This is a genomic window from Pacificimonas pallii, from assembly GCF_019204005.1.
Lineage (GTDB): Bacteria > Pseudomonadota > Alphaproteobacteria > Sphingomonadales > Sphingomonadaceae > Pacificimonas > Pacificimonas pallii.
In genome coordinates this window covers 160,230-178,755 of the sequence record NZ_JAGSPA010000001.1, presented here as the reverse complement: position 1 = coordinate 178,755, position 18,526 = coordinate 160,230, and the positions used below count along the sequence as shown (strand labels likewise).

13 protein-coding genes are annotated in these 18,526 nt (G+C 58.4%); 7 read left to right on the top strand and 6 right to left on the bottom strand.

What is annotated here, in order from left to right:
* Positions 1-6 precede the first annotated feature (6 nt).
* Both KCG44_RS00800 and KCG44_RS00795 read left to right on the top strand, forming a co-directional pair.
* The gene (locus KCG44_RS00800; RefSeq protein WP_255536242.1) at positions 7-1,344 is read left to right on the top strand and encodes an MFS transporter; all 1,338 of its coding nucleotides are present in this window, start codon (positions 7-9) and stop codon (positions 1,342-1,344) included.
* Positions 1,345-1,382: 38 nt separating this feature from the next.
* Positions 1,383-2,951: an acetolactate synthase large subunit gene (locus KCG44_RS00795; RefSeq protein WP_369411906.1), complete on the top strand. Its 1,569-nt coding sequence runs from the start codon at positions 1,383-1,385 to the stop codon at positions 2,949-2,951.
* Between the two features lie 33 nt (positions 2,952-2,984).
* Here KCG44_RS00795 and KCG44_RS00790 read toward each other — a convergent pair whose 3' ends face one another.
* On the bottom strand, positions 2,985-4,643 hold the full coding sequence (locus tag KCG44_RS00790) for an N-acyl-D-amino-acid deacylase family protein (protein ID WP_218443597.1): 1,659 nt from the start codon (positions 4,641-4,643) through the stop codon (positions 2,985-2,987).
* A gap of 383 nt (positions 4,644-5,026) precedes the next feature.
* Here KCG44_RS00790 and KCG44_RS00785 point away from each other — a divergent pair, with 383 nt between their 5' ends.
* The 3 genes from KCG44_RS00785 (at position 5,027) to KCG44_RS00775 (ending at position 7,778) form a co-directional block, all read left to right on the top strand.
* Positions 5,027-6,100 carry an N-acetyltransferase DgcN family protein gene (locus KCG44_RS00785; protein ID WP_218443596.1) on the top strand — a complete coding sequence of 358 codons (1,074 nt, stop codon included), beginning with the start codon at positions 5,027-5,029 and terminating at the stop codon, positions 6,098-6,100.
* Positions 6,101-6,111: 11 nt separating this feature from the next.
* Positions 6,112-7,089, top strand: coding sequence for an N-acetyl-D-Glu racemase DgcA (gene dgcA / locus KCG44_RS00780; protein WP_218443595.1), 978 nt, complete (start codon positions 6,112-6,114; stop codon positions 7,087-7,089).
* Positions 7,090-7,244: 155 nt separating this feature from the next.
* Positions 7,245-7,778: an Lrp/AsnC family transcriptional regulator gene (locus tag KCG44_RS00775; RefSeq protein ID WP_218443594.1), complete on the top strand. Its 534-nt coding sequence runs from the start codon at positions 7,245-7,247 to the stop codon at positions 7,776-7,778.
* 11 nt (positions 7,779-7,789) lie between these two features.
* Here KCG44_RS00775 and KCG44_RS00770 read toward each other — a convergent pair whose 3' ends face one another.
* The 3 genes from KCG44_RS00770 to KCG44_RS00760 all read right to left on the bottom strand — a co-directional run bounded on the left by KCG44_RS00770 (position 7,790) and on the right by KCG44_RS00760 (position 12,427).
* On the bottom strand, positions 7,790-8,323 hold the full coding sequence (locus tag KCG44_RS00770; protein ID WP_218443592.1) for an Lrp/AsnC family transcriptional regulator: 534 nt from the start codon (positions 8,321-8,323) through the stop codon (positions 7,790-7,792).
* A gap of 163 nt (positions 8,324-8,486) precedes the next feature.
* The gene (locus KCG44_RS00765) at positions 8,487-10,685 is read right to left on the bottom strand and encodes a TonB-dependent receptor (protein WP_218443591.1); all 2,199 of its coding nucleotides are present in this window, start codon (positions 10,683-10,685) and stop codon (positions 8,487-8,489) included.
* 209 nt (positions 10,686-10,894) lie between these two features.
* Positions 10,895-12,427 (bottom strand): serine hydrolase domain-containing protein, encoded by a 1,533-nt coding sequence (locus KCG44_RS00760; protein WP_218443590.1) that lies wholly within the window; start codon positions 12,425-12,427, stop codon positions 10,895-10,897.
* A 179-nt stretch (positions 12,428-12,606) separates the two neighbouring features.
* On the opposite strand from KCG44_RS00760, the gene KCG44_RS00755 reads away from it, so the two are divergent.
* Together KCG44_RS00755 and KCG44_RS00750 are read left to right on the top strand one after the other, a co-directional pair.
* On the top strand, positions 12,607-14,661 hold the full coding sequence (locus tag KCG44_RS00755; protein WP_218443589.1) for a serine hydrolase domain-containing protein: 2,055 nt from the start codon (positions 12,607-12,609) through the stop codon (positions 14,659-14,661).
* A 46-nt stretch (positions 14,662-14,707) separates the two neighbouring features.
* Positions 14,708-15,964, top strand: a complete 1,257-nt coding sequence (locus KCG44_RS00750) for an FAD-dependent oxidoreductase (protein WP_218443588.1) — start codon at positions 14,708-14,710, stop codon at positions 15,962-15,964.
* A 22-nt stretch (positions 15,965-15,986) separates the two neighbouring features.
* On the opposite strand, the gene KCG44_RS00745 is transcribed toward KCG44_RS00750, so the two are convergent.
* Entirely contained in the window at positions 15,987-17,285 is a 1,299-nt protein-coding gene (locus KCG44_RS00745) for an amino acid deaminase (protein WP_218443587.1), read from the bottom strand.
* 25 nt (positions 17,286-17,310) lie between these two features.
* Positions 17,311-18,408: an aminotransferase class I/II-fold pyridoxal phosphate-dependent enzyme gene (locus KCG44_RS00740; protein WP_218443585.1), complete on the bottom strand. Its 1,098-nt coding sequence runs from the start codon at positions 18,406-18,408 to the stop codon at positions 17,311-17,313.
* Between the last annotated feature and the right edge of the window lie 118 nt (positions 18,409-18,526).

Below are 18,526 nucleotides of genomic sequence, written 5' to 3'. Positions count from 1 at the left end.
TATTTTATGTCAACCCGCGGGCTTGGCGCCAGGCAATCGAAGGAATCGGCCATCACAAGACACGTCCCGCTTTCCCAAGTGATCGGCTACAGCGTCGGGTCCATCGGCACGGGCGTCTATATGACGGCCCCAAGCGTGCTGTTGCTCTATTATATGACGGACATTCTGGGGGTATCGCCTGCCCTTGCCGGGCTGGGGGTGTTCATTCCCAGATTATGGGACATGGTGACCGATCCCGCGATGGGATGGATTTCGGATCGTACACGGTCGAGATGGGGACGTCGCCGCCCTTATCTGCTCGTTGGCGGCATAGCGACGGCGACGAGTTTCGGCCTTTTGTTCAGCGCTCCGGACTTACCAGGCGAAGGATGGAACTTCGCCTACGTCCTTATCGTCTACATTTTCAGTGCGACAGCTTACACCGTATTCGCCGTCCCCTATCTGGCCATGCCGGCCGAAATGAGTGCCGATCCGCACGAACGAGCGGGCATCATGGCTTATCGCATGACTTTCGCGATGACAGGCGTCTTGATTGGTGCTGCGGCCGCGCCCGCACTGGTGACCTGGTTCGGTGGCGGTCGAGAAGGTTTCGCTGGCATGTCTTGGACGATGGGGGCGATCTGCGCTGCCACCATGCTTATCACTTTTCGGGCGACAGTCAGAGTGCCGGTGATCACGCCGGACAAGATCGAGCGTCCTGCCCTGCTGCGCGAGGCGTTTACCCTGCCGGGGTTTCGCACACTTGCACTGGCCTATGCTCTGCAGCTCGCGGGGCTGGGGGTATTCACTGCCTCTGCTCCCTACGTTACCTTACATATGATGCGGCGCGGAGAAGCCGACATCTCGTTCATTTTCCTGGCACTGCTGGGTGGCACGCTCGCCTCCCTGCTGGTCTGGGACCGGGTATCGCGCAAGACAGGCAAGACGCCAGCTTACATTGCCGCAGCCGCCATTTCGATGATTGGCTTTGTCGCGATGCTTCTGCTCCACGGTGCTGAGGACTGGCAGGCCTTGATCGTGATGACCGCGATTGCAGGCATTGGCTTTGGCGGGCTCCAATTGCTGCCCTTCGCGATGCTGACGGATGTCATTCACACCGGGCGATTGCGGGGGGTGGATGCCGCAGGTTCCCTGACCGGTGTGTGGACCGCGGTAGAGAAAGGCAGTCTTGCGCTCGGCCCGTTGATTGTCGGGCTGCTGCTCTCGGTGGGCGGCTTCGACGCCGCCGCGCAGCAACAAGGCGTCGGCGTTGTCGACACGATCCGATGGACGATTGGGGCCGTGCCCACGACGTTGATCCTCCTAAGCGTTCCGGCATTAATACTCTATCATCGATCACAATAAGGTCATCGACCGCTCCCTTACCCCAGCCCCTAGCGAGGATGATGAAGATGAATGGCGCCGAAGCTTTGATTGATACCCTTCTCGCTGCTGGTGTGCGGGTGTGTTTTGCAAATCCAGGAACATCGGAAATGCAATTCGTCGCAGCTCTTGACGGCCGCGATCGAATGCGCGCCGTCCTCTGCCTGTTCGAGGGGGTCGCGACCGGAGCCGCCGACGGCTATGGCAGAATGGCGGGGACGCCTGCTGCTACCCTGCTTCATCTGGGGGCGGGCCTGGGCAATGGCGTGGCCAACCTGCACAATGCGCGGCGTGCACGAACGCCGATCGTCAATGTCGTGGGCGACCATGCAACTTATCATCTGCAATATGACGCGCCGCTGACGTCGGACATACGGGGCATTGCAGAACCGGTGTCGGACTGGGTGCGCCATTCACAATTATTGGAGGATTTTGCCACCGACGCTGCCGAGGCGGTTGCCGCTTCCACGACTTATCCCGGAAATGTCGCAACGTTGATCGCGCCAGCCGATCTTGCCTGGAGCGAAGGGGCGCAGCCAGCGGAACTGCCGCAAATGGCTGAAGTCGAGCGGCCGCCCATAGAGCGTATCGCCGCGGCGCACGACGCCCTGCAATCGGGCGAGGATTGCGCCATTCTGCTGGGCGGCAAGGCGTTAACGGGAGAGGCGCTGGAAACGGCGGGCCGGATCGCCGAAGCCACCGGTGTCACGCTGTTTTGCGAGACCTTTCCTGCGCGGATCGAACGCGGGGGATCACGCCCGGTCGTCCAGCGACTACCCTATTTCGCCGAAGCTGCGATGGAGACGCTCGGGCGCTTTGGGAGCGTTATTATCGCCGGTGCCGAAAAGCCGGTCGCTTTTTTCGCCTATCCGGGCAAGCCCGGCGTGCTCATTCCCGATCACGTCAACTCCATTGGATTATCCAGCCCATATGAAGACGTGACCTACGCGCTGAAGGCGCTGGCCGCCCGGCTCGATACACCCGCAGGCACGCGGGACGCCGCGCGATCCGAACCTGCGCAGGGCACCTCGGCGAGAGGGCCGCTCGACCCAGGCAATCTGGCGGCGGTCGTGGCCAGGCTCATACCGGAAAATGCCATAATCTCCGACGAAGCGGCCACCGGATCACTGGCGCTTTTTCCCGCAACAATGACTGCTCGTGCGCATGACTGGCTGACGCTGACAGGCGGGGCGATTGGCCAAGGTCTGCCGCTCGCGGTGGGCGCGGCGATCGCTTGTCCAGACCGTAAGGTCATCTGTCTGCAGGCCGATGGCAGCGCCATGTACACACCGCAGGCCCTGTGGACCATGGCCCGCGAGGAGCTCAATATCACGACGCTGATCCTCAACAATTCCAGCTACGCAATTCTGAATGTCGAGCTTTCCCGGATCGGTGCGGGCTCGGCTGGCCCGCAGGCGCGCGCGCTTCTCGACCTGAGCAACCCCTCAATCGATTGGGTTTCTCTTGCGCAAGGCATGGGTGTGCCAGGGCAGAGAGCCACGACCGTTAAAGAGCTCGAAGCCGCGCTGAAAGAGGCCATCGACGCACCCGGACCACGTCTTGTAGAGGCGATCCTGCCTGGTCTTTAAGGGGCAGAAGCCTGGCGGCGCAGGCACTCGTTTTCAGTCGCGTTCGGCCTTGCGGGACCATCCGCTCCAGCCGGGGCCACGCAGCACCCTGCCGGGCAGCGCGCCGTTATGCTCTCCATCGGCAATAACCTGAATGCCATTGACCCATACCTGCTCGACGCCCTGTGCATATTGATGTGGCGCCTCATATGTCGCACGTTCCCCGACAGTTGCGGGATCGAACAGGACCAGATCGGCGAAATAGCCGGGCGCGATCCGCCCCCTTTCCCTTAGCTTGAAGTTCTCCGCCGGAAGAGACGTCAGTTTTCTGATCGCTTCGCCAAGCGGAATAACCCGCTCTTCTCTCACATATTTGCCAAGCAGGCGCGCAAAATTGCCGTAGGAACGTGGATGGGCGGAGTTTTTCAGAAAGACACCTTCAGGTGCCATGGCTTCCCCATCCGAGCCGAAGCTGACCCAGGGCAAGGCGATCTGACGCCGAACATTCTCCTCCGACATCATGAAATAGACGACATGGAGACGCGAGCGATCCTGTATCACCAGGTCCATCGCAGCCTCTTCCGGGCTGACCGCCCATAGCGCGGCGATCTCTGCCAGGCTCTTGCCGATAAACGGGCGCAGCTCTTCGGAATCGACCCCTACGATGATAACATTGTCCGGTGAGCCCGCCTCGAGATAGGTATTGCTCCACCCCTCGGTCGAATGGCGCATTTCATGGGCGACCCGCCGTCTCACCTCGGGATCTGTCAAACGCTCGATCCAGCTGTCAATCCCGCCCTCCTGAACCCAGGGCGGCATGGCCGCATCCAGGCCCGATGATCCGGCGGTATAAGTGTACATATTGGCGCGGAGATCGATCCCGCGCGCTTGCGCGCCCTCGATCTGGTCTATGATCTTGTCCAGCTTGCCCCAATTGTCTTTCCCCGCCACCTTAAGATGGTAGATCTCGACCGGCACGGATGCTTTTTCGGCGATTTCGATCATCTCGGCTATCGACTCTTCGATGGCGAAGCCTTCATCACGCATATGGGCGATAAACGACCCGCCATGCTCCCCGGCAATTCGCGCAAGCCCAATCAGTTCTTTGGTCGTATTGAATGTATCGGGCACGTACATCATTGCCGAACCGAGACCGAGCGCCCCTTCGCGCATCGCCTCTTCCATGAGCCGTTTCATCTGGTCGTACTGCGTGCCCGTCAATGGCGCGTCTGACAGTCCCGCAACATAGATCCGCAATGTCGCCGACCCCACGAATGACCCGACATTGACGGAAACGCCGCGCTTCTCCAGCTTTTCAAGATATTCGCCCAGCGTGCGCCAGTCGACCGGGTAGTCATACTCGCCGAACAGATTGGTGACCTCTTTGCCGCCCCCTTCGGGAAATGGCCCCCACGAAAACCCCTCGCCCATGATCTCGGTGGTGACGCCCTGGCGCACAACGCTTTGCGCCCGGCCATCGACGATCAGGGAGGATGTCGACCAACTGAGGGTGTTGATGAAGCCGGGCGCGATGGCCAGACCGGAAGCATCGAACTCCCGCTGCGCGCGCGCATCGGCAATGTTTCCAACCGCGGCAATGCGATCCCCGCGAATGGCCACGTCACCCCGATATCCCGCGCCGCCCGACCCGTCATAGATCGTCGCACCGCGAATGATCGTGTCATAAAGTGCCGGTCCGAGCGGCGTTTCCACCGTATGAGCGCATCCCGCCAAAGCGAGAGCGCAACCGATTTGCGTCAATTTCGAGAAGATGCCCATCTGCCTTGTAACCTTATGCCTGACCTCGTGACGCTGGCGAATGACGCCGCGCGACAACCGCAATCCAGCTAACCCAAAGCATGCGAAGACTGTCATCTTTGTCGGACACTTGCGGAGCGGAATCATCCTGCCGCTTCATGATCGCACTCCGATTCTCGCGGTTCCTCATCATGAATTTCAGGAAAAAGAACCGGATAATCGTGAAAAAGCGACAACATTCCCCGCACAGCCAGACCTATTCCTGACCAGGTTGAGAGACTGCCGGAGAGAGACCGGGCGGCTCAGCACGATGGACAATATTGGCGGGGACGAGACTGATGGCACATGCAAATAGCCAGGTCCTGGACGTTGAAGGATCGACAAATGGATTTGTGCGGACGCTGCCCGAGCTAAGGACGCCTTTCCTGATTTTCCTGGGCGACGTGCAAAGCAATGTGCTCGCAAAAACCGGCATGGGCGTGCATCACTGGCGTCCCGAACGCTGCCTGGGGCAACTTCGTCTTGATGGCTGTAAGGCGGACCTCGGCCTGCCCGATATGACCGTGGCGAAGGCGGTCGAGGCTGGTGCGGGCAGCCTGCTATTGGGGGCAGCACCCGATGGCGGGCGGATATATGATCATTGGCTGCCGGTGTTGAGGGAAGCGCTGAAGCACGGCCTTGATATTGTCAGCGGATTTCACACAAAACTGGCGGACAATCCAGAGCTTGTCGCCTTGGCACGCGAAAACAGAACAAAGCTCATCGACGTTCGGGTGCCGCCTGATGCCATACCGGTCGCGACCGGACGCCGCCGCAGCGGCAAGCGGCTGCTCACGGTCGGAACCGATTGCGCCGTTGGCAAGAAGTACACCGCGCTCGCCCTCGAAAAGGGACTGCAGCAGCGCGAGATCGACGCCCAGTTCCGCGCGACCGGACAGACCGGCATCCTCATCGCGGGGCGCGGGATCCCCATGGATAGTGTGGTGAGCGACTTTCTCTCAGGCGCCGCAGAACAGCTGACGCCTGATCGTGCGCCCGATCATTGGGACATTATCGAGGGACAGGGCTCGCTCTATCACCCGGCTTACGCGGCGGTGAGCCTGGGCTTGCTGCACGGATCGCAACCCGATGTCATCGTACTGTGTCACGACGTGGCGCGTGCAACAATCGACGACTATCCCGATTTTCCCATTCCCGACCTCGGCGCATGCGTTTCCCGATATCTGTCATTGGCCAGGCTGACCAACCCTGATGTGCGCTGCGCCGGTATAAGCCTCAACACGTCGTCTCTCGACGAATGCGAGAAGCGTGAAGCGGTACGACAGGTCTCTCTGGCAACAGGGCTGCCCTGTTGCGATCCGGTGGCGCACGGCGTCGACATCCTGATAGACTCGATCCTGCTCGACAGATGACCCCTGATACCATGGTCGAGATCCGCCTCCGCAAGGAAAGCTGGGCGCTCAGCAGTCCGTTTGTCATCAACGGTTATCGGTATGAAGAACTCGACGTGGTGCATGTCGAGATTACCGACGGCACATTCCTTGGCAGGGGCGAGGCGGCCGGGGTTGATTATCTCGATGACCTGCCCGATCGAATGCTGAGCCAGATACTGTCTGTGCGCGAGGAGCTTGGTCGGCAGCCCGACCGTGCCCTGCTAAAGGATATGCTTCCCGCCGGGGGCGCCCGCAATGCCCTCGACTGCGCGCTGTGGGACTTCGAATGCAAAAGGACGCAGCAATCGATCTGGGAGATGTGCAAACTTTCCCCCAAACCGGTCGAAACGGTGATGACGCTAGGAATTGAAACGCCGGAAGCCATGGCGAGGCGGGCGGCATCCTATACCGAATATGGCAAGCTCAAGATCAAACTGGATGGCAAGGATGCGATCGCCCGGCTGCGCGCGGTACGAGCAGCTAGGCCGGACGCTACTTTGATTGTCGACGTAAATCAGGGTTGGACTTTCCAGCAACTGGAGAACTTCATGCCGGAGCTGGCCGAATTGAAGATCGCGATGGTGGAACAACCTTTGCCGGTCGGTGGGGACAGTCGCCTTGAAGGGGCCGAATTTCCGGTCCTGATCTGCGCCGACGAGTCATGTCAGACATCCGCCGATCTGGCACGTTGCGCCCGGCTCTACGACATGGTGAATATCAAGCTGGACAAGTGCGGCGGTCTGACCGAAGCCCTCGCGATGGCCAGCGCCGCGCGTAAAGCCGGACTGGGCCTGATGGTGGGCAATATGGTTGGTACATCGCTGGCGATGGCACCCGCTCACATTGTCGCGCAATTCTGCGATCTGGCTGATCTGGATGGGCCGCTGCTACTCGACAGCGATCGCGATCACCCGATACGCTTTCGAAATGCCTTGGTCGCGGCCCCTGAGCCCCAGCTTTGGGGCTGACCAAACCACACCCTTACTGCATTGGTGAAACCCTCTAAAAACGTGCCGAAATACGGTGAAATTCTCCAGAGTTCATCTCCCCCGGCCCTTTGTTATTTTGTTAGGCTGTGTGGCGCCTGACCGGGCGAATGACCGGGTTTTTAGGAAGGAAAGCGATGAAACAAGCGATCAAGGTCACTTCTGCGCGAGGAATGCAATACCAGCTTGATCGTCTGGATCTACGCATATTGGACGCGCTTCACCGCGATGGGCGCATCACGAAAAAGGATATGAGCGAACAGGTTGGCCTGTCTTCGACGCGATGCTGGGAGCGGATGAGAAAGATGGAGCAGGCCGGAGTGATTGAGGGCTATCATGCCGATCTCGATCTCAAAAGACTGTTTGGCGTATCCTACTTCTTCACCCAGATCCGTGTGCGCAATTATACTTTCGCCCGGCAAAGTCGGCTTGAGCAGCTTCTCGCCCGTATTGACGAAATCCTGGTCGGATATAGCGTGATGGGTTCCGTCGATTACTTTCTCATCATTCTCGCCCGCGATATCGAGCATTATCAGGAAGTGATCGAAACGATTGTCAGTAACCCTGATATTGATATCGATTACACGACCTTTCCTGTCACGAAGGTCGTTAAGAAGCCGAGCCGGATTTCCTTCTTCGAACTGTTCTCCGACCTCGGCGAAGAAGAATAGCGATTTCCTCTTTACGGATCACGCTCCGTCGTGGAAGCCTCCGCTTCATCCTGCTCAAAAGCGTTTAACAATGCCAATAATTCAAGATTTTGTGGAGACTTGTGTGTCGCGCTGACAGGATAGGACCGATAATCGATCTCAAAGCCATCGGCGCTAAGCAAACGTTGCATAATTCGCTGGTAATGATCGATATTGCGCGCCGCTACCTGAAGGTAGAAATCAAAGGCACCTAGTACCGATTGTACGCCAATCACCTCCGGCATGTCCTGCACATATGCGACAAAGGCGGACGCGCGTGACGGGGTGTAGTCGAGGATTTCCACAGCAACCACGATGATCAGAACTTCGGTCACCTTGGGCAGTTCGACCGCCGCATGGCAGCCGCTGATGACGTTTCTCCGTTCCATCTTTTTGATGCGCTCGAAACAGGGTGTCTGGCTTAAGCCGACTTCCTGTCCCAGGGCGGCCCGGCTCACCCGGCCATCCTTTATCAATAAATCCAGAATCTTGTGATCAAGCTTGTCGAGCCGCTGTCTTTTGCTCATCTGTCCTCCGCACACAGTCGTGAGAATACCACATCTCGCCCAGCCGGAAGATGATTGTGGCGGACCGCTGTCACTAAGTACACCCACAGGCTGCATGTGCAGCCTGTGGGTGCGGAAGTTCCGGCATCGTTGGGAGAGACGGCCGGCTGGAGCTTGTTATTTGCTAAAACGATACGGAAACGCGCGCACCAATACGGCGGGGTCGCAGGGTCACTTCCTGAATAAGAAGATAGGAGGTCACGCTGAACTCGTTCCAGACGTTGTCCGCAAACACTCGGAATTCCCAATTGTCGTTTCGCACACCGGCGCGCAGCCCACCGAGATTGTAACTATCCAGGGTTCTGTTGCCATCCTGAATGACAGCGGTGAAATTATCCTGAGCCTCGCCGATGTGCTGGAAGGATCCCCCAACGAATCCCTCCAGCGTATTCCCGATCGGGAACTCATATTGGGCATCGACACTCACGGTCAGGTCAGGCACATCGCCAAGCCGGTCGCCTGCGACGCCGCCGAGGGTGGGAACGTCCTTAGTGAGCTTTGCATCGATATATCCAAGCCCCATATTGATCGACAGACCATCAAATGGTGTCGCGAAAATGTCGAGCTCGAATCCTTTGCTATCCGCCGAACCCGCATTTGACGTATAGTTGATATCCGCTTGCAGATCGGGGTTGAAGAACTGGTCACTGACCTGCAGATCTGTCCAGTTGATATAATATGCCGCGAAATTCGCAACGAGATCGCCGCCGAAGAAGACGCCTTTGACCCCGATCTCGTAGTTCCAGTTAGAGTCCGGCCCGAAGGTGTCAGGGGCAAGGCCCGGCGTGTTGCCGGTATGCCCGCCAGCCCGGAAACCGCGGGTCACAAGTCCATAAACGCTGAGATCGTCGGTAGGGAAGTAGGACAATGCGAATTTGGGCGACCACGCCTTATCTTTTCCTTTGGGCGGCAGTAGCGGGTTGGCCGGCAGACCGGGGAACACCTCCGCCCCGTCATAGGTGTATTCTTCGCGATAATATCGCAGTCCGGCAGTAAAATCAAAATTGTCGGCGAGAGCATAATTGGCTTCTCCGAAGACCCCGACCTGATTGATATCCCGTTCGCCCAAGAACTGAATGCCGCCAAAAAATGTCGGATTGCCGATGTCGATGAAGCTCTGGTCGAAACTCTGCTTGCGTTCGCTGTAATAGATACCGACCAGCCAATCGAGCGTATTGTCGCCCGAGGAAACAAGACGGGTTTCATGATTGAACAGCCTGGTCGGCTCATCATTCAGGCGCCGGATGAAATCTCCGTTATTAAGAAAACCGCCGCTGCCGACGAAATCGGAAATCACCTCATCGATCTGCTGATCGCGCTTGTAATAAGCGGTCACGGAGGTCAGTTCGGCAAAGTCGAGATCATAGGTGAGACGAGCGCTATATTGCTCGATATCCTGCCTGCTCACACCGTCCTCGGGCGAGGCCGCTTCGAACCGACCACCTGCGAAAAGCGGATCCTGGGTCTGCAATGCCCCGGTGGTCATTTCCTGATAATAGCCTGAAAGCGTCAGGTTCAACCGGTCGGTCGGCTTGAAGAGCAGCAATCCGCGAAAACCCGTCCGCTCGAGCGTGTTTACATTTTTCGAACCGGTCACGATGTTGTCGATCCAGCCGGAATCATCCCGGTGGTAGCCCGTCAGCCGAATGCCAAGCCTGTCTTTGACGATGGGCAGGTTGATCATGGCGTGAGTTGCGAAGCCTTCCCCACCCGATGTCAGTGATGACACCTCCAAATCCGCCGAGCCCTGAAATTCGTCGAGCACCGGCTGGTTGGTCCGTATCAGTATCGTACCGCCGATGGACCCTTCGCCAAACAACGTGCCTTGAGGTCCGCGAAGTATCTGGACGCTCTCGATGTCGTAAAGTTCAAGGTCGCTCTGCTGGTTCTGCGCTTGGGACACATCGTCGATATAATATCCGACTGGGGAGGCAAATCCGCTGACCGCGGAAAGGCCGCGAATGATCACGCCGTTCTGGCCAGGGCCGTTCTCATTCAGCGATACACCCGGCACGGTCTTGATGTAACTCTCCATGTCGACCGCTCCGATGCGATCCAGCTCATCGCCTGTCAGGGCGCGTACGCTGACCGGAACATTCTGAATGAGTGCTTCACGCTTGGTCGCCGTGACGACGATCAGGTTCTGGCTCGTCGCGTCGCGCTCGGCGTCTTCGGCTTCCTGCGCGTGCAGCGCGGGCGCGTATGAGATCGCCGCGAGAGCGGAGTATGCCAGCAGAGCGACCGATACCCGCTTTTTTCGAACGCGCGACGCACGGCGCGTTTCACCAGCGGTATCTTCAATAGGTATGCGCTTGACGGACATGGACTTTTTCCCCTCATAAATCCGATTTTCCACAAGACTTGTCTCGCGGCTCATGGCAATCCCGAGGTCTGTGGACCTTCAGGGCATTGGCCAAACATATTTGTGTAAATCGGACGATATTGAACAAAATCTCGTCAAAAGATGCGAAAAATTACCAATGCTGACCGATTTCCGGACGATCCCCCCATTTGGTCGCGGCGCGATCGCAATCAGCTGACCCGTTCAAATTCGATGCCGGTAACAATGCTGAAATCGAATGTGAAGCCACTGATGTCACCACTTTCGTCACGGGTGAATTTCATTTTTATCAGAGGGTTGCCAATCTGGTCTTTGCCGATCATGAACATCGGATATCCAAGCTCGGCGAATGAGACGTGCTTTTTACGCCGACCGATATCAAGTGCGATCCCGTCACCTTCGGCGGTAATGGTGTAGTCGACGCCGAGTTCGTTGCTGTGATAATCGCCTACGACCTCCTGCACCCATTCAGCGGAGACCGGCTGGTAGTCCAGGTCCGGCACATCGTCTGAATCCTTCTTGGCCGGCTTGGTGTACAAATCATCCAGATAAAGGTCAGCGACCTTGGCAGTGAAATCCGGCGCGGCGAGGTTATCGGCGTTGCACAGCGCGGCGATGCCGAGCTCATACTGCGGAAACCGGATGTAATCGGCGATAAACCCTGCAAACTGTCCGGCGTGGCGAACATAGTCCACGCCGCGTCGTTCGCCGACGATCAGCCCGGATGCGTAATAGACGCCTGGGAAGTACTCCGCCTTGCCTCCGTCATTCAGACGGCCCGGGGTAATCATCTCGGATTTTATGTCGTCGCGCCAGACCTTGCCGCGATAGAAGTCGCCATTGAACCGCGCAAGATCGTCAATCGTTGTGAAGACGCCGCCATCACCCAGCAGTTCCTGCGGCGTGCCGCTGACTGCATAACCCTTCTTGGTCGCGCTGTATCCATAGGCCCGGCCCGGCACCAGGCGGGTGACATCGTCATGAAAATGCGTGTTCTTCATACCCAGCGGGTCGAAGATTTTCGCCTTGGCATATTCAGCCAGAGACATACCCGTCACCCGTTCGATGATAATCGCCTGGAGAACGTAACCGGTGTTCGTATAGGACATCTTTTCGCCAGGCTGGAATTCGAGCCGCTTTTGACTGGCCAGCATCTCGAAGAATTCCGGCTCCATGTAGAAATCGTGATTTTCGTACCCTTTGAGAAAGAACAATGTGAGAAAATCGCGCAATCCACTGGTATGATTGATGATATTCCGGATGGTGATGGGTCTGCCATAATCTGGAATTTCAGGCACATATTTCCGGATATCGTCATCGAGCGAGATTTTTCCCTCGTTCGCGAGAATGATTGTCGACATGGCAGTGAACTGTTTCGACACAGAAGCGATCCTGAAGACAGTATCGCCGGTGATGGGCACGCCATGCTCCAGATTGGCAAGACCATAGCCGCGCTTGTGTAGCACTTCGCCTGCCTTCATCACGCCAATTGCACAGCCCGGTTCGTCTTCGCCAATCTTCTTGAAGACACGGTCAATCTTCTTCGCCTCAATTTCCGGCAAAACTTCGCCAGAAGCCGACGGGCCAGCTGAAAGCGGCGCGGCTGTCGAGGTGAGGATGCCCAAGGCCCCAATCGCAGCAAGTGCAAGTCGGCGATCTGTCATATCTGTACCTTCCCGTTGCGGTGTCGAATCATATCTTAAGGAGCGGCCAACACTATCCACTTGCTGGAGAAATGTGCCTAGTTACGCAACTCTTCAACGGTAGATTCGCCTGCTTGGTCCTCCGAATACGGGGGTTTCGTTCGCGATCTCGCGCTACCGTCGGTCAGATGACAGAGCTTGATACAAAATGGTCTCTGAAGCCGATGGCCGGACAGTGGCGTACACCAGCAGAATGCCGGATGAGAAGTTTCGAACCAACGGGACATGTGCCAACGCATCAGAAGGGGCCGGGAAACCTGTTTCGCCGCGCCGCAGGCGTGGCACTTTCCTCGCTTGCGCTGATCATGGCCGCGGGGCTGCTCGGTTTGTTGGCGAACAGCAAGCTCGCCGCAGAAGTCCCGCAGGTATCGCCCGATCCTGCCTCGATGGCGCGACAATGGGATGGGCCAGCAGACTGGTGGACCGCGCCGGAAGCCTGCGACGGGCTCGACGGGCTCGAAGCGTTTTTCGACGGGAGTATCGGGACGCTTTTCGAAGTGCACAACATTCCTGGCGGTGTTGTCACCATTGTGTGCGGGGGCGAAACCGCATTCACCAAAGGCTATGGTTTTGCCGACGCGGCGCGGCGCAGACCGGTCGATCCGGCACGAACGCTATTCCGTCCAGGTTCGATCTCCAAAACCGTGACCTGGACCGCCGTGATGCAGTTGGTGGAGCAGGGAAAGCTCGACCTTGATACCGATGTGAACGAGTATCTGACGCAGTTGTCGATACCCGACACCTATGCCCAGCCTGTGACCTTGCGTCATCTGCTCAGTCACACCGCCGGGTTCGAAGATGGCGCCATTGGCTATTTGTTTCGAAGAAACGCTGATGACCTGCTGTCTCCCGCGGTTGCGCTGAAACGCACCATGCCTGCACGGGTTCGCCCGCCGGGACAGCTGGCGGCCTATTCCAATTGGGGAACGTCCCTCGCCGGTCTGATCGTCGCGGAAGTCACCGGCACTTCGTTCGATGACTATGTGGCGCGCGAGATTTTCGCCCCGCTCGGTATGACCAACTCGACCTTTTCCGAACCCGCCGCCGGTCTAGCCGACGCCTATCCGTCGGAAAATCTCGAACGAACCGGAGGCACATTTCGCGATGGCGGGTTTGAGTTCATCCATGATTTCGGCCCCGCCGGGTCACTCTCGTCCACCGGTGAGGATATGGCTCGTTTCATGATTGCGCATTTGACGGACGGGCAGGGAATATTGCGCCCCAAAACGGTACGACGCATGCGCCAGCCACTGTTCGAGCATCATGACGCGCTGCCTGCCATGCTGCATGGCTTTTACGAAGAGCGTCACAATGGCCTGTTCGTCTATAGCCACGGTGGGGATACGGTCTATTTCCATTCGACCATGACGCTTGTGCCCAAGGCTGGCGTCGGCATTTTCATATCCTTCAACGCACCGGAAGGGGCCTATGCCGCGCGCCAGATCCTTCCAGCATTTTTTGATCGCTATTTCCCGGCGCAGGCAGATTTTCCGTTGCCCGATGACCCGGGCGACGATGCGCTGCCGGTCGCCAAGCTGCAGGAATATGTGGGTGCCTATCGCAATACGCGCCGAGCCTACTCCAATTGGGAGAAGGCACTTTCCCTTGGCGGGGATGTCACCGTCGAGATGGCTGATGGCGGCGCCCTGTTGATCTCGTCTTTCTATCTTAAGGACGCGTTGCGCCTCATTCCCGCCGGAGAAGACGTGTTTCGCAGCATCGACGAAGCTGACGATCTGGTGGCTTTCCGCCGTAACAAGGCCGGCGAGGTCAGCCATTTATTCGTGAGCGCGGTGCCCTTCCTTTCCTATGAAAGGCTGGGCACTTTCGATAGCAGCGCGACCGTTCTGCAAGTGGCCGGCTTCAGCCTGCTAATCTTCTCCGGAACGGTGGTCGCGGCGATCGTGGGCTGGCGTCGTTGGCTGCGGATGAGGCGGGAAGAGGTGGTCGCTTCAGCCCTTGCCGTGCTGGCATCGCTGCTCAATCTCGTCTTCGCTGCGGTCGGCATGTTGATGATTACCGCATTGGGCGAGGAGATCATCTTCACCGGAATTCCCAATCTAAAGATGCTCCTCACGATTCCCGTCATCGCTCTGGCCGCGGCGTTGATCGCTGGTGCCCTCGTCCCGGTTGCGTGGATCAGGAGCTATTGGGACTCGCTCGCGCGACTGCGGTACACGCTGGTGGTGGCGATACTGCTGATATTCGCAGCAGGGCTTTATCGGTGGAACCTGCTCGGCCCGTGGTTTGCGTGAATGTGAAACGGGCAATGAGATGGCCTATGATCGATCAGATTGAACAATGAGCGCAACCTTAGTGATCGGTGGAGGGGTCGTCGGGGCAACAACGCTGCTTGAACTTGCCTCTAGGGGCGAGCACGCAACCCTTGTCGAGGCGGCTCACGAACCCGGTCTTGGCGCAAGCTTTGCCAATGGCGGCATGCTGACCCCGTCAATGCCGCAGCCATGGAACACCCCTGGGGTGTGGAAACACCTCTTAGGATCCTTGTTCGACCCCCATGCCGCTCTCAAGCTCAATCTTACCGCATTACCCTCCTACGGCAGATGGGGTCTTGAGTTCCTGCGCAATTCATCTCCTGCCCGCCATCGCCGGGCCACCGAAGCGATTTATCTGCTGGCCTCCTATTCCATGAAACGGATGGACGCCATCGAACGAGCCAACCTGATTGAATTCGATCAGGCATCCGCTGGCACAATGGCGGTGTTCGCATCAGCGGCATCGTTTCAATATGCGGTCGAAGCCGCAGAGCGGCTGGCTCCCCTTGGGCTCGAATTCGAAACTGTGAGCGCAACCGGCACCTTCGGCATCGAGCCGCATCTGGCCGAAAGTGCCCATTTGTTCACCGGAGGCATCCGCTATCCCGGTGACAGGTCGGGCGATGCGCGAAAGTTCACGAGCGAATGCATCCGCCGCTCCATCGAACGTGGCGGCAAGCTGAGAATGGGTCTGAAGGCGAAAGGCGTCGTCCTGAAGGGTGGGCAAATCGCCGGAGTGCGCACTCAGGAAGGGATTCTGCCTGCAAAACGCGTGGTCATCTGTGCCGGTGCGCAATCTCCCGGTCTTTTGAGGAATCTGGGCCTCAGGCTATCGGTCAAACCGGTAAAGGGATATTCGATAACTTACCAATTGCCGGATCATGCAGATTTGCCGCGACTTCCCGTGATCGACGAGGAAATGCACGCCGCGGTAGTCCCAATCGGCAAGCGGATACGTGTCGTGGGCACAGCGGAGTTCGCCGGGTTCGATCGCAGATTGTCGGCGGCTCGCCTCGCCAATCTCGATCGCATATTCGCGCGGCTATATCCCTCACTGGTGCATCGCACGATCGGCAGGGACCGGGTGGAGTGGGCCGGGTTGCGCCCCATGAGCGCCGATGGCCTCCCTTTCATCGGGGCCTCGCCCGTCAATGGGCTATACCTCAACACCGGGCACGGCTTTCTCGGCTGGACAATGGCGGCAGGTTCCGCCGCGCTCCTCGCCGATATCATGCTGGGACACGAGCCGGTGATCGACCCGCAGCCTTACCGATACCGATGAGCGGCAGCGCTGCCTCCCGCAATCAGAAGAATGTCCTTATCGCATCCGTGACGACATAATCGTCGTCGACGACAAACAGGTATTTCCATTTGTCGAACGTCGTGCACGGGTGCGACACGCCGAAGCCCAGCATGTCACCCACCGCCAGTTCGGCTCCGTCAGGAACGTTCAAATAGGCATGCTGATCGTTGAGGCCGGTGACGTTCAGTCCCTCCGGCACGTCAACGGGATGAACGTGCTCGCGGGGGCGAAAATGCTTCAACGGCACGGGCAGGTCCATATCGAACGACACATCGCGCCTGCCCATCGTCGCGATGGCCAGACCGGGTTCGGGAATCGACTGGACATAGGCCCATACCTCCAGCGCCGGCTCCAGCGCGCCCGCAATCTTCGGGGCGTGTCCATCTCGCGCGCATATTCTGGCGAAGGCTCGCGTATAGAACCCGGAATCGTGCGTGAGATAACATCCGCTGCGCAAAACCACGGCGGAAGGCTGGCTCAGCTCGACGTCGCCGAAATGGCGTACCACGCTGTCGAAATAGGCTGAGCCACCCGCCGTCAACAGGATCTCTCCGGCAGCGAAGAGCCCCTCTTCATCGCAGGCGCGAGCAAGTCCGGCCGCAGAGGTCAGAAGCTGGTCGACCGCCTGCGAGCTGTTCTCGACCGAAAGGTCGAAAACCCCTTCGAAGGTCTCGATCCCGCGCAAACAGACTTTCGGCTGTGCCGCTGCGACCCGGCGCGCAAGTTCGAGTGCTTCCGCCAGTGTCCGCACTCCCGTTCTGCCACCCGAAGCACCCATTTCGAGCAGGAGCTGGACCGGCCTGCCCGGCGGACGCTTCTCGATCTCCCGCAGGAGCAGTTCAAGCCCTTCCACTGAATCGATCAGGCAGTAGAAATCGAACTCACGATCCCGCTCCAGCTCGCGCAGGACAAGCGCAATATTCGCGCTTCCGACGAGCTGATTGGCAAGAATGATCCGCTTCACGCCAGCCCGGCGATATGTGGCAACATGATTGGCGGTCGAGGCCGTGATACCCCATGCACCATCGCGCATCTGCAGGTCGAACAGCTGCGGGGCCATGGTGGTCTTGCCATGGGGAACGATGCGGGCACCGGTTGCGGTCAGATAGTCACGCATCCAGCGACTATTGGCATGAAGCACGCTGCGTCGGATCACCGCTAGTGGCAGGGTCAGATCTTCGCCAAGCACGCGCAATTCTCGCCCACCGATCTCCGATAACCGGATCGGAGCATCAAGGCTAGGCAGGCCCTTGTCGCTACCCGTCAACATGGATCGTTCGATCTCGTCAAGGTCGAGCATCCGTCAGTCCCTCCGATAATGGTCGCTAACCGCGACTGTTTGCGATCGCGGACGATATGTTTTCAAGACCGCCGTCCAGCTCGTCCAGACCCGGCCATGCAAAGCCGATCCTGAAGTAATTGCGCGGCATCTCGAACCAGCTGCCCGGCCCGACATAGGTGCCATGATCCTGATTCAGCTTGCGATAAAATATCTCGATATCGATACCCGCATTGGGGGCGATCCGGGGGAAGCACACACACCCACCGACGGGCTCGATCCACTCGACAGCGTCTTCCTGTGTCACCCAGTCCCGCACATGGGCCAGCGCGGTATCGATACGCCGATTATTCTCTGGAATCCATTTCTCGCGCGCGGAGTATGCCTGATAGGCGACTTCTTCGTCGATCACACTGCCGCAAATGCTGATCTGCTCTTTGGCACAGAGGAACACATGCATGAGATCGGGGTCCGAGTTGATGATCCAGCCGATGCGTATCCCGGGAATACCATAAGATTTGGACAGGGAACTCACCGCGATGACCCTGGGCGACAGGGTCGCCGCGCTGGGATCGAACGCTCCTTTCCCCATATCGGCATAGGTTTCATCGACCAGCAACCTCGCATCGGTTTTCTCAAGCAGCGCGAGAATCGCCTCAATCTGCGCCCGGTCGAGGCACACTCCGGTCGGATTGTGAGGCGTCGTGACACTGACCAGCTTTGTTTCGGGACGGATCAGCTTGGCGAGGCGTTTGACATCGAGCGCAAACCCTTGGTCGAAATCAAGGTCGAGAAAACTGACGTCGCACCCGATCGCCCGCGGCGTTTCGATATTGGTCGCGTAATTGGGCCGTACCACGATCATGTGATCGCCCCGCTCCAGCAGGCTGGAGGCGATGATGAACAAGGCAGATGCCGCGCCGGAAGTGATCAGCACGTCCCCGGCACCCAGCGGCTCACCCGCAGCCCGTGCCACCAGTCCGCGCAGACCCGGATGACCGATATGATCGCCATAGCAGAGCAATTGCTGCGACAGATCGATTTCGAACTCGCTCAGATGCCGGTCGCTAACTGAGGATTCGGCAAGGTTGTAGCGAATTTTATCGTACCCGAATTGCTCGGGCGACTCCGCTTCGATGGGCATACGCCGGTACTTCATATCTGAGACTCCGCAAGTGATCGCGGGCGTTGCCCCCCGCATTGCCCTTCAGCATCGAAGCATCGGATCGAAAAAACCGCCGTTTTGGCAGTGTGCGCCGACC

Coding starts and splice junctions, on each gene's coding strand:
- KCG44_RS00765 (WP_218443591.1), bottom strand. CDS start 10,685: ATGTCCGTCAAGCGCATACCTATTGAAGATACCGCTGGTGAAACGCGC.
- KCG44_RS00800 (WP_255536242.1), top strand. CDS start 7: ATGTCAACCCGCGGGCTTGGCGCCAGGCAATCGAAGGAATCGGCCATC.
- KCG44_RS00750 (WP_218443588.1), top strand. CDS start 14,708: ATGAGCGCAACCTTAGTGATCGGTGGAGGGGTCGTCGGGGCAACAACG.
- KCG44_RS00770 (WP_218443592.1), bottom strand. CDS start 8,323: ATGAGCAAAAGACAGCGGCTCGACAAGCTTGATCACAAGATTCTGGAT.
- KCG44_RS00785 (WP_218443596.1), top strand. CDS start 5,027: ATGGCACATGCAAATAGCCAGGTCCTGGACGTTGAAGGATCGACAAAT.
- KCG44_RS00740 (WP_218443585.1), bottom strand. CDS start 18,408: ATGCCCATCGAAGCGGAGTCGCCCGAGCAATTCGGGTACGATAAAATT.
- KCG44_RS00795 (WP_369411906.1), top strand. CDS start 1,383: ATGATGAAGATGAATGGCGCCGAAGCTTTGATTGATACCCTTCTCGCT.
- KCG44_RS00755 (WP_218443589.1), top strand. CDS start 12,607: ATGAGAAGTTTCGAACCAACGGGACATGTGCCAACGCATCAGAAGGGG.
- KCG44_RS00775 (WP_218443594.1), top strand. CDS start 7,245: ATGAAACAAGCGATCAAGGTCACTTCTGCGCGAGGAATGCAATACCAG.
- KCG44_RS00745 (WP_218443587.1), bottom strand. CDS start 17,285: ATGCTCGACCTTGACGAGATCGAACGATCCATGTTGACGGGTAGCGAC.
- dgcA (WP_218443595.1), top strand. CDS start 6,112: ATGGTCGAGATCCGCCTCCGCAAGGAAAGCTGGGCGCTCAGCAGTCCG.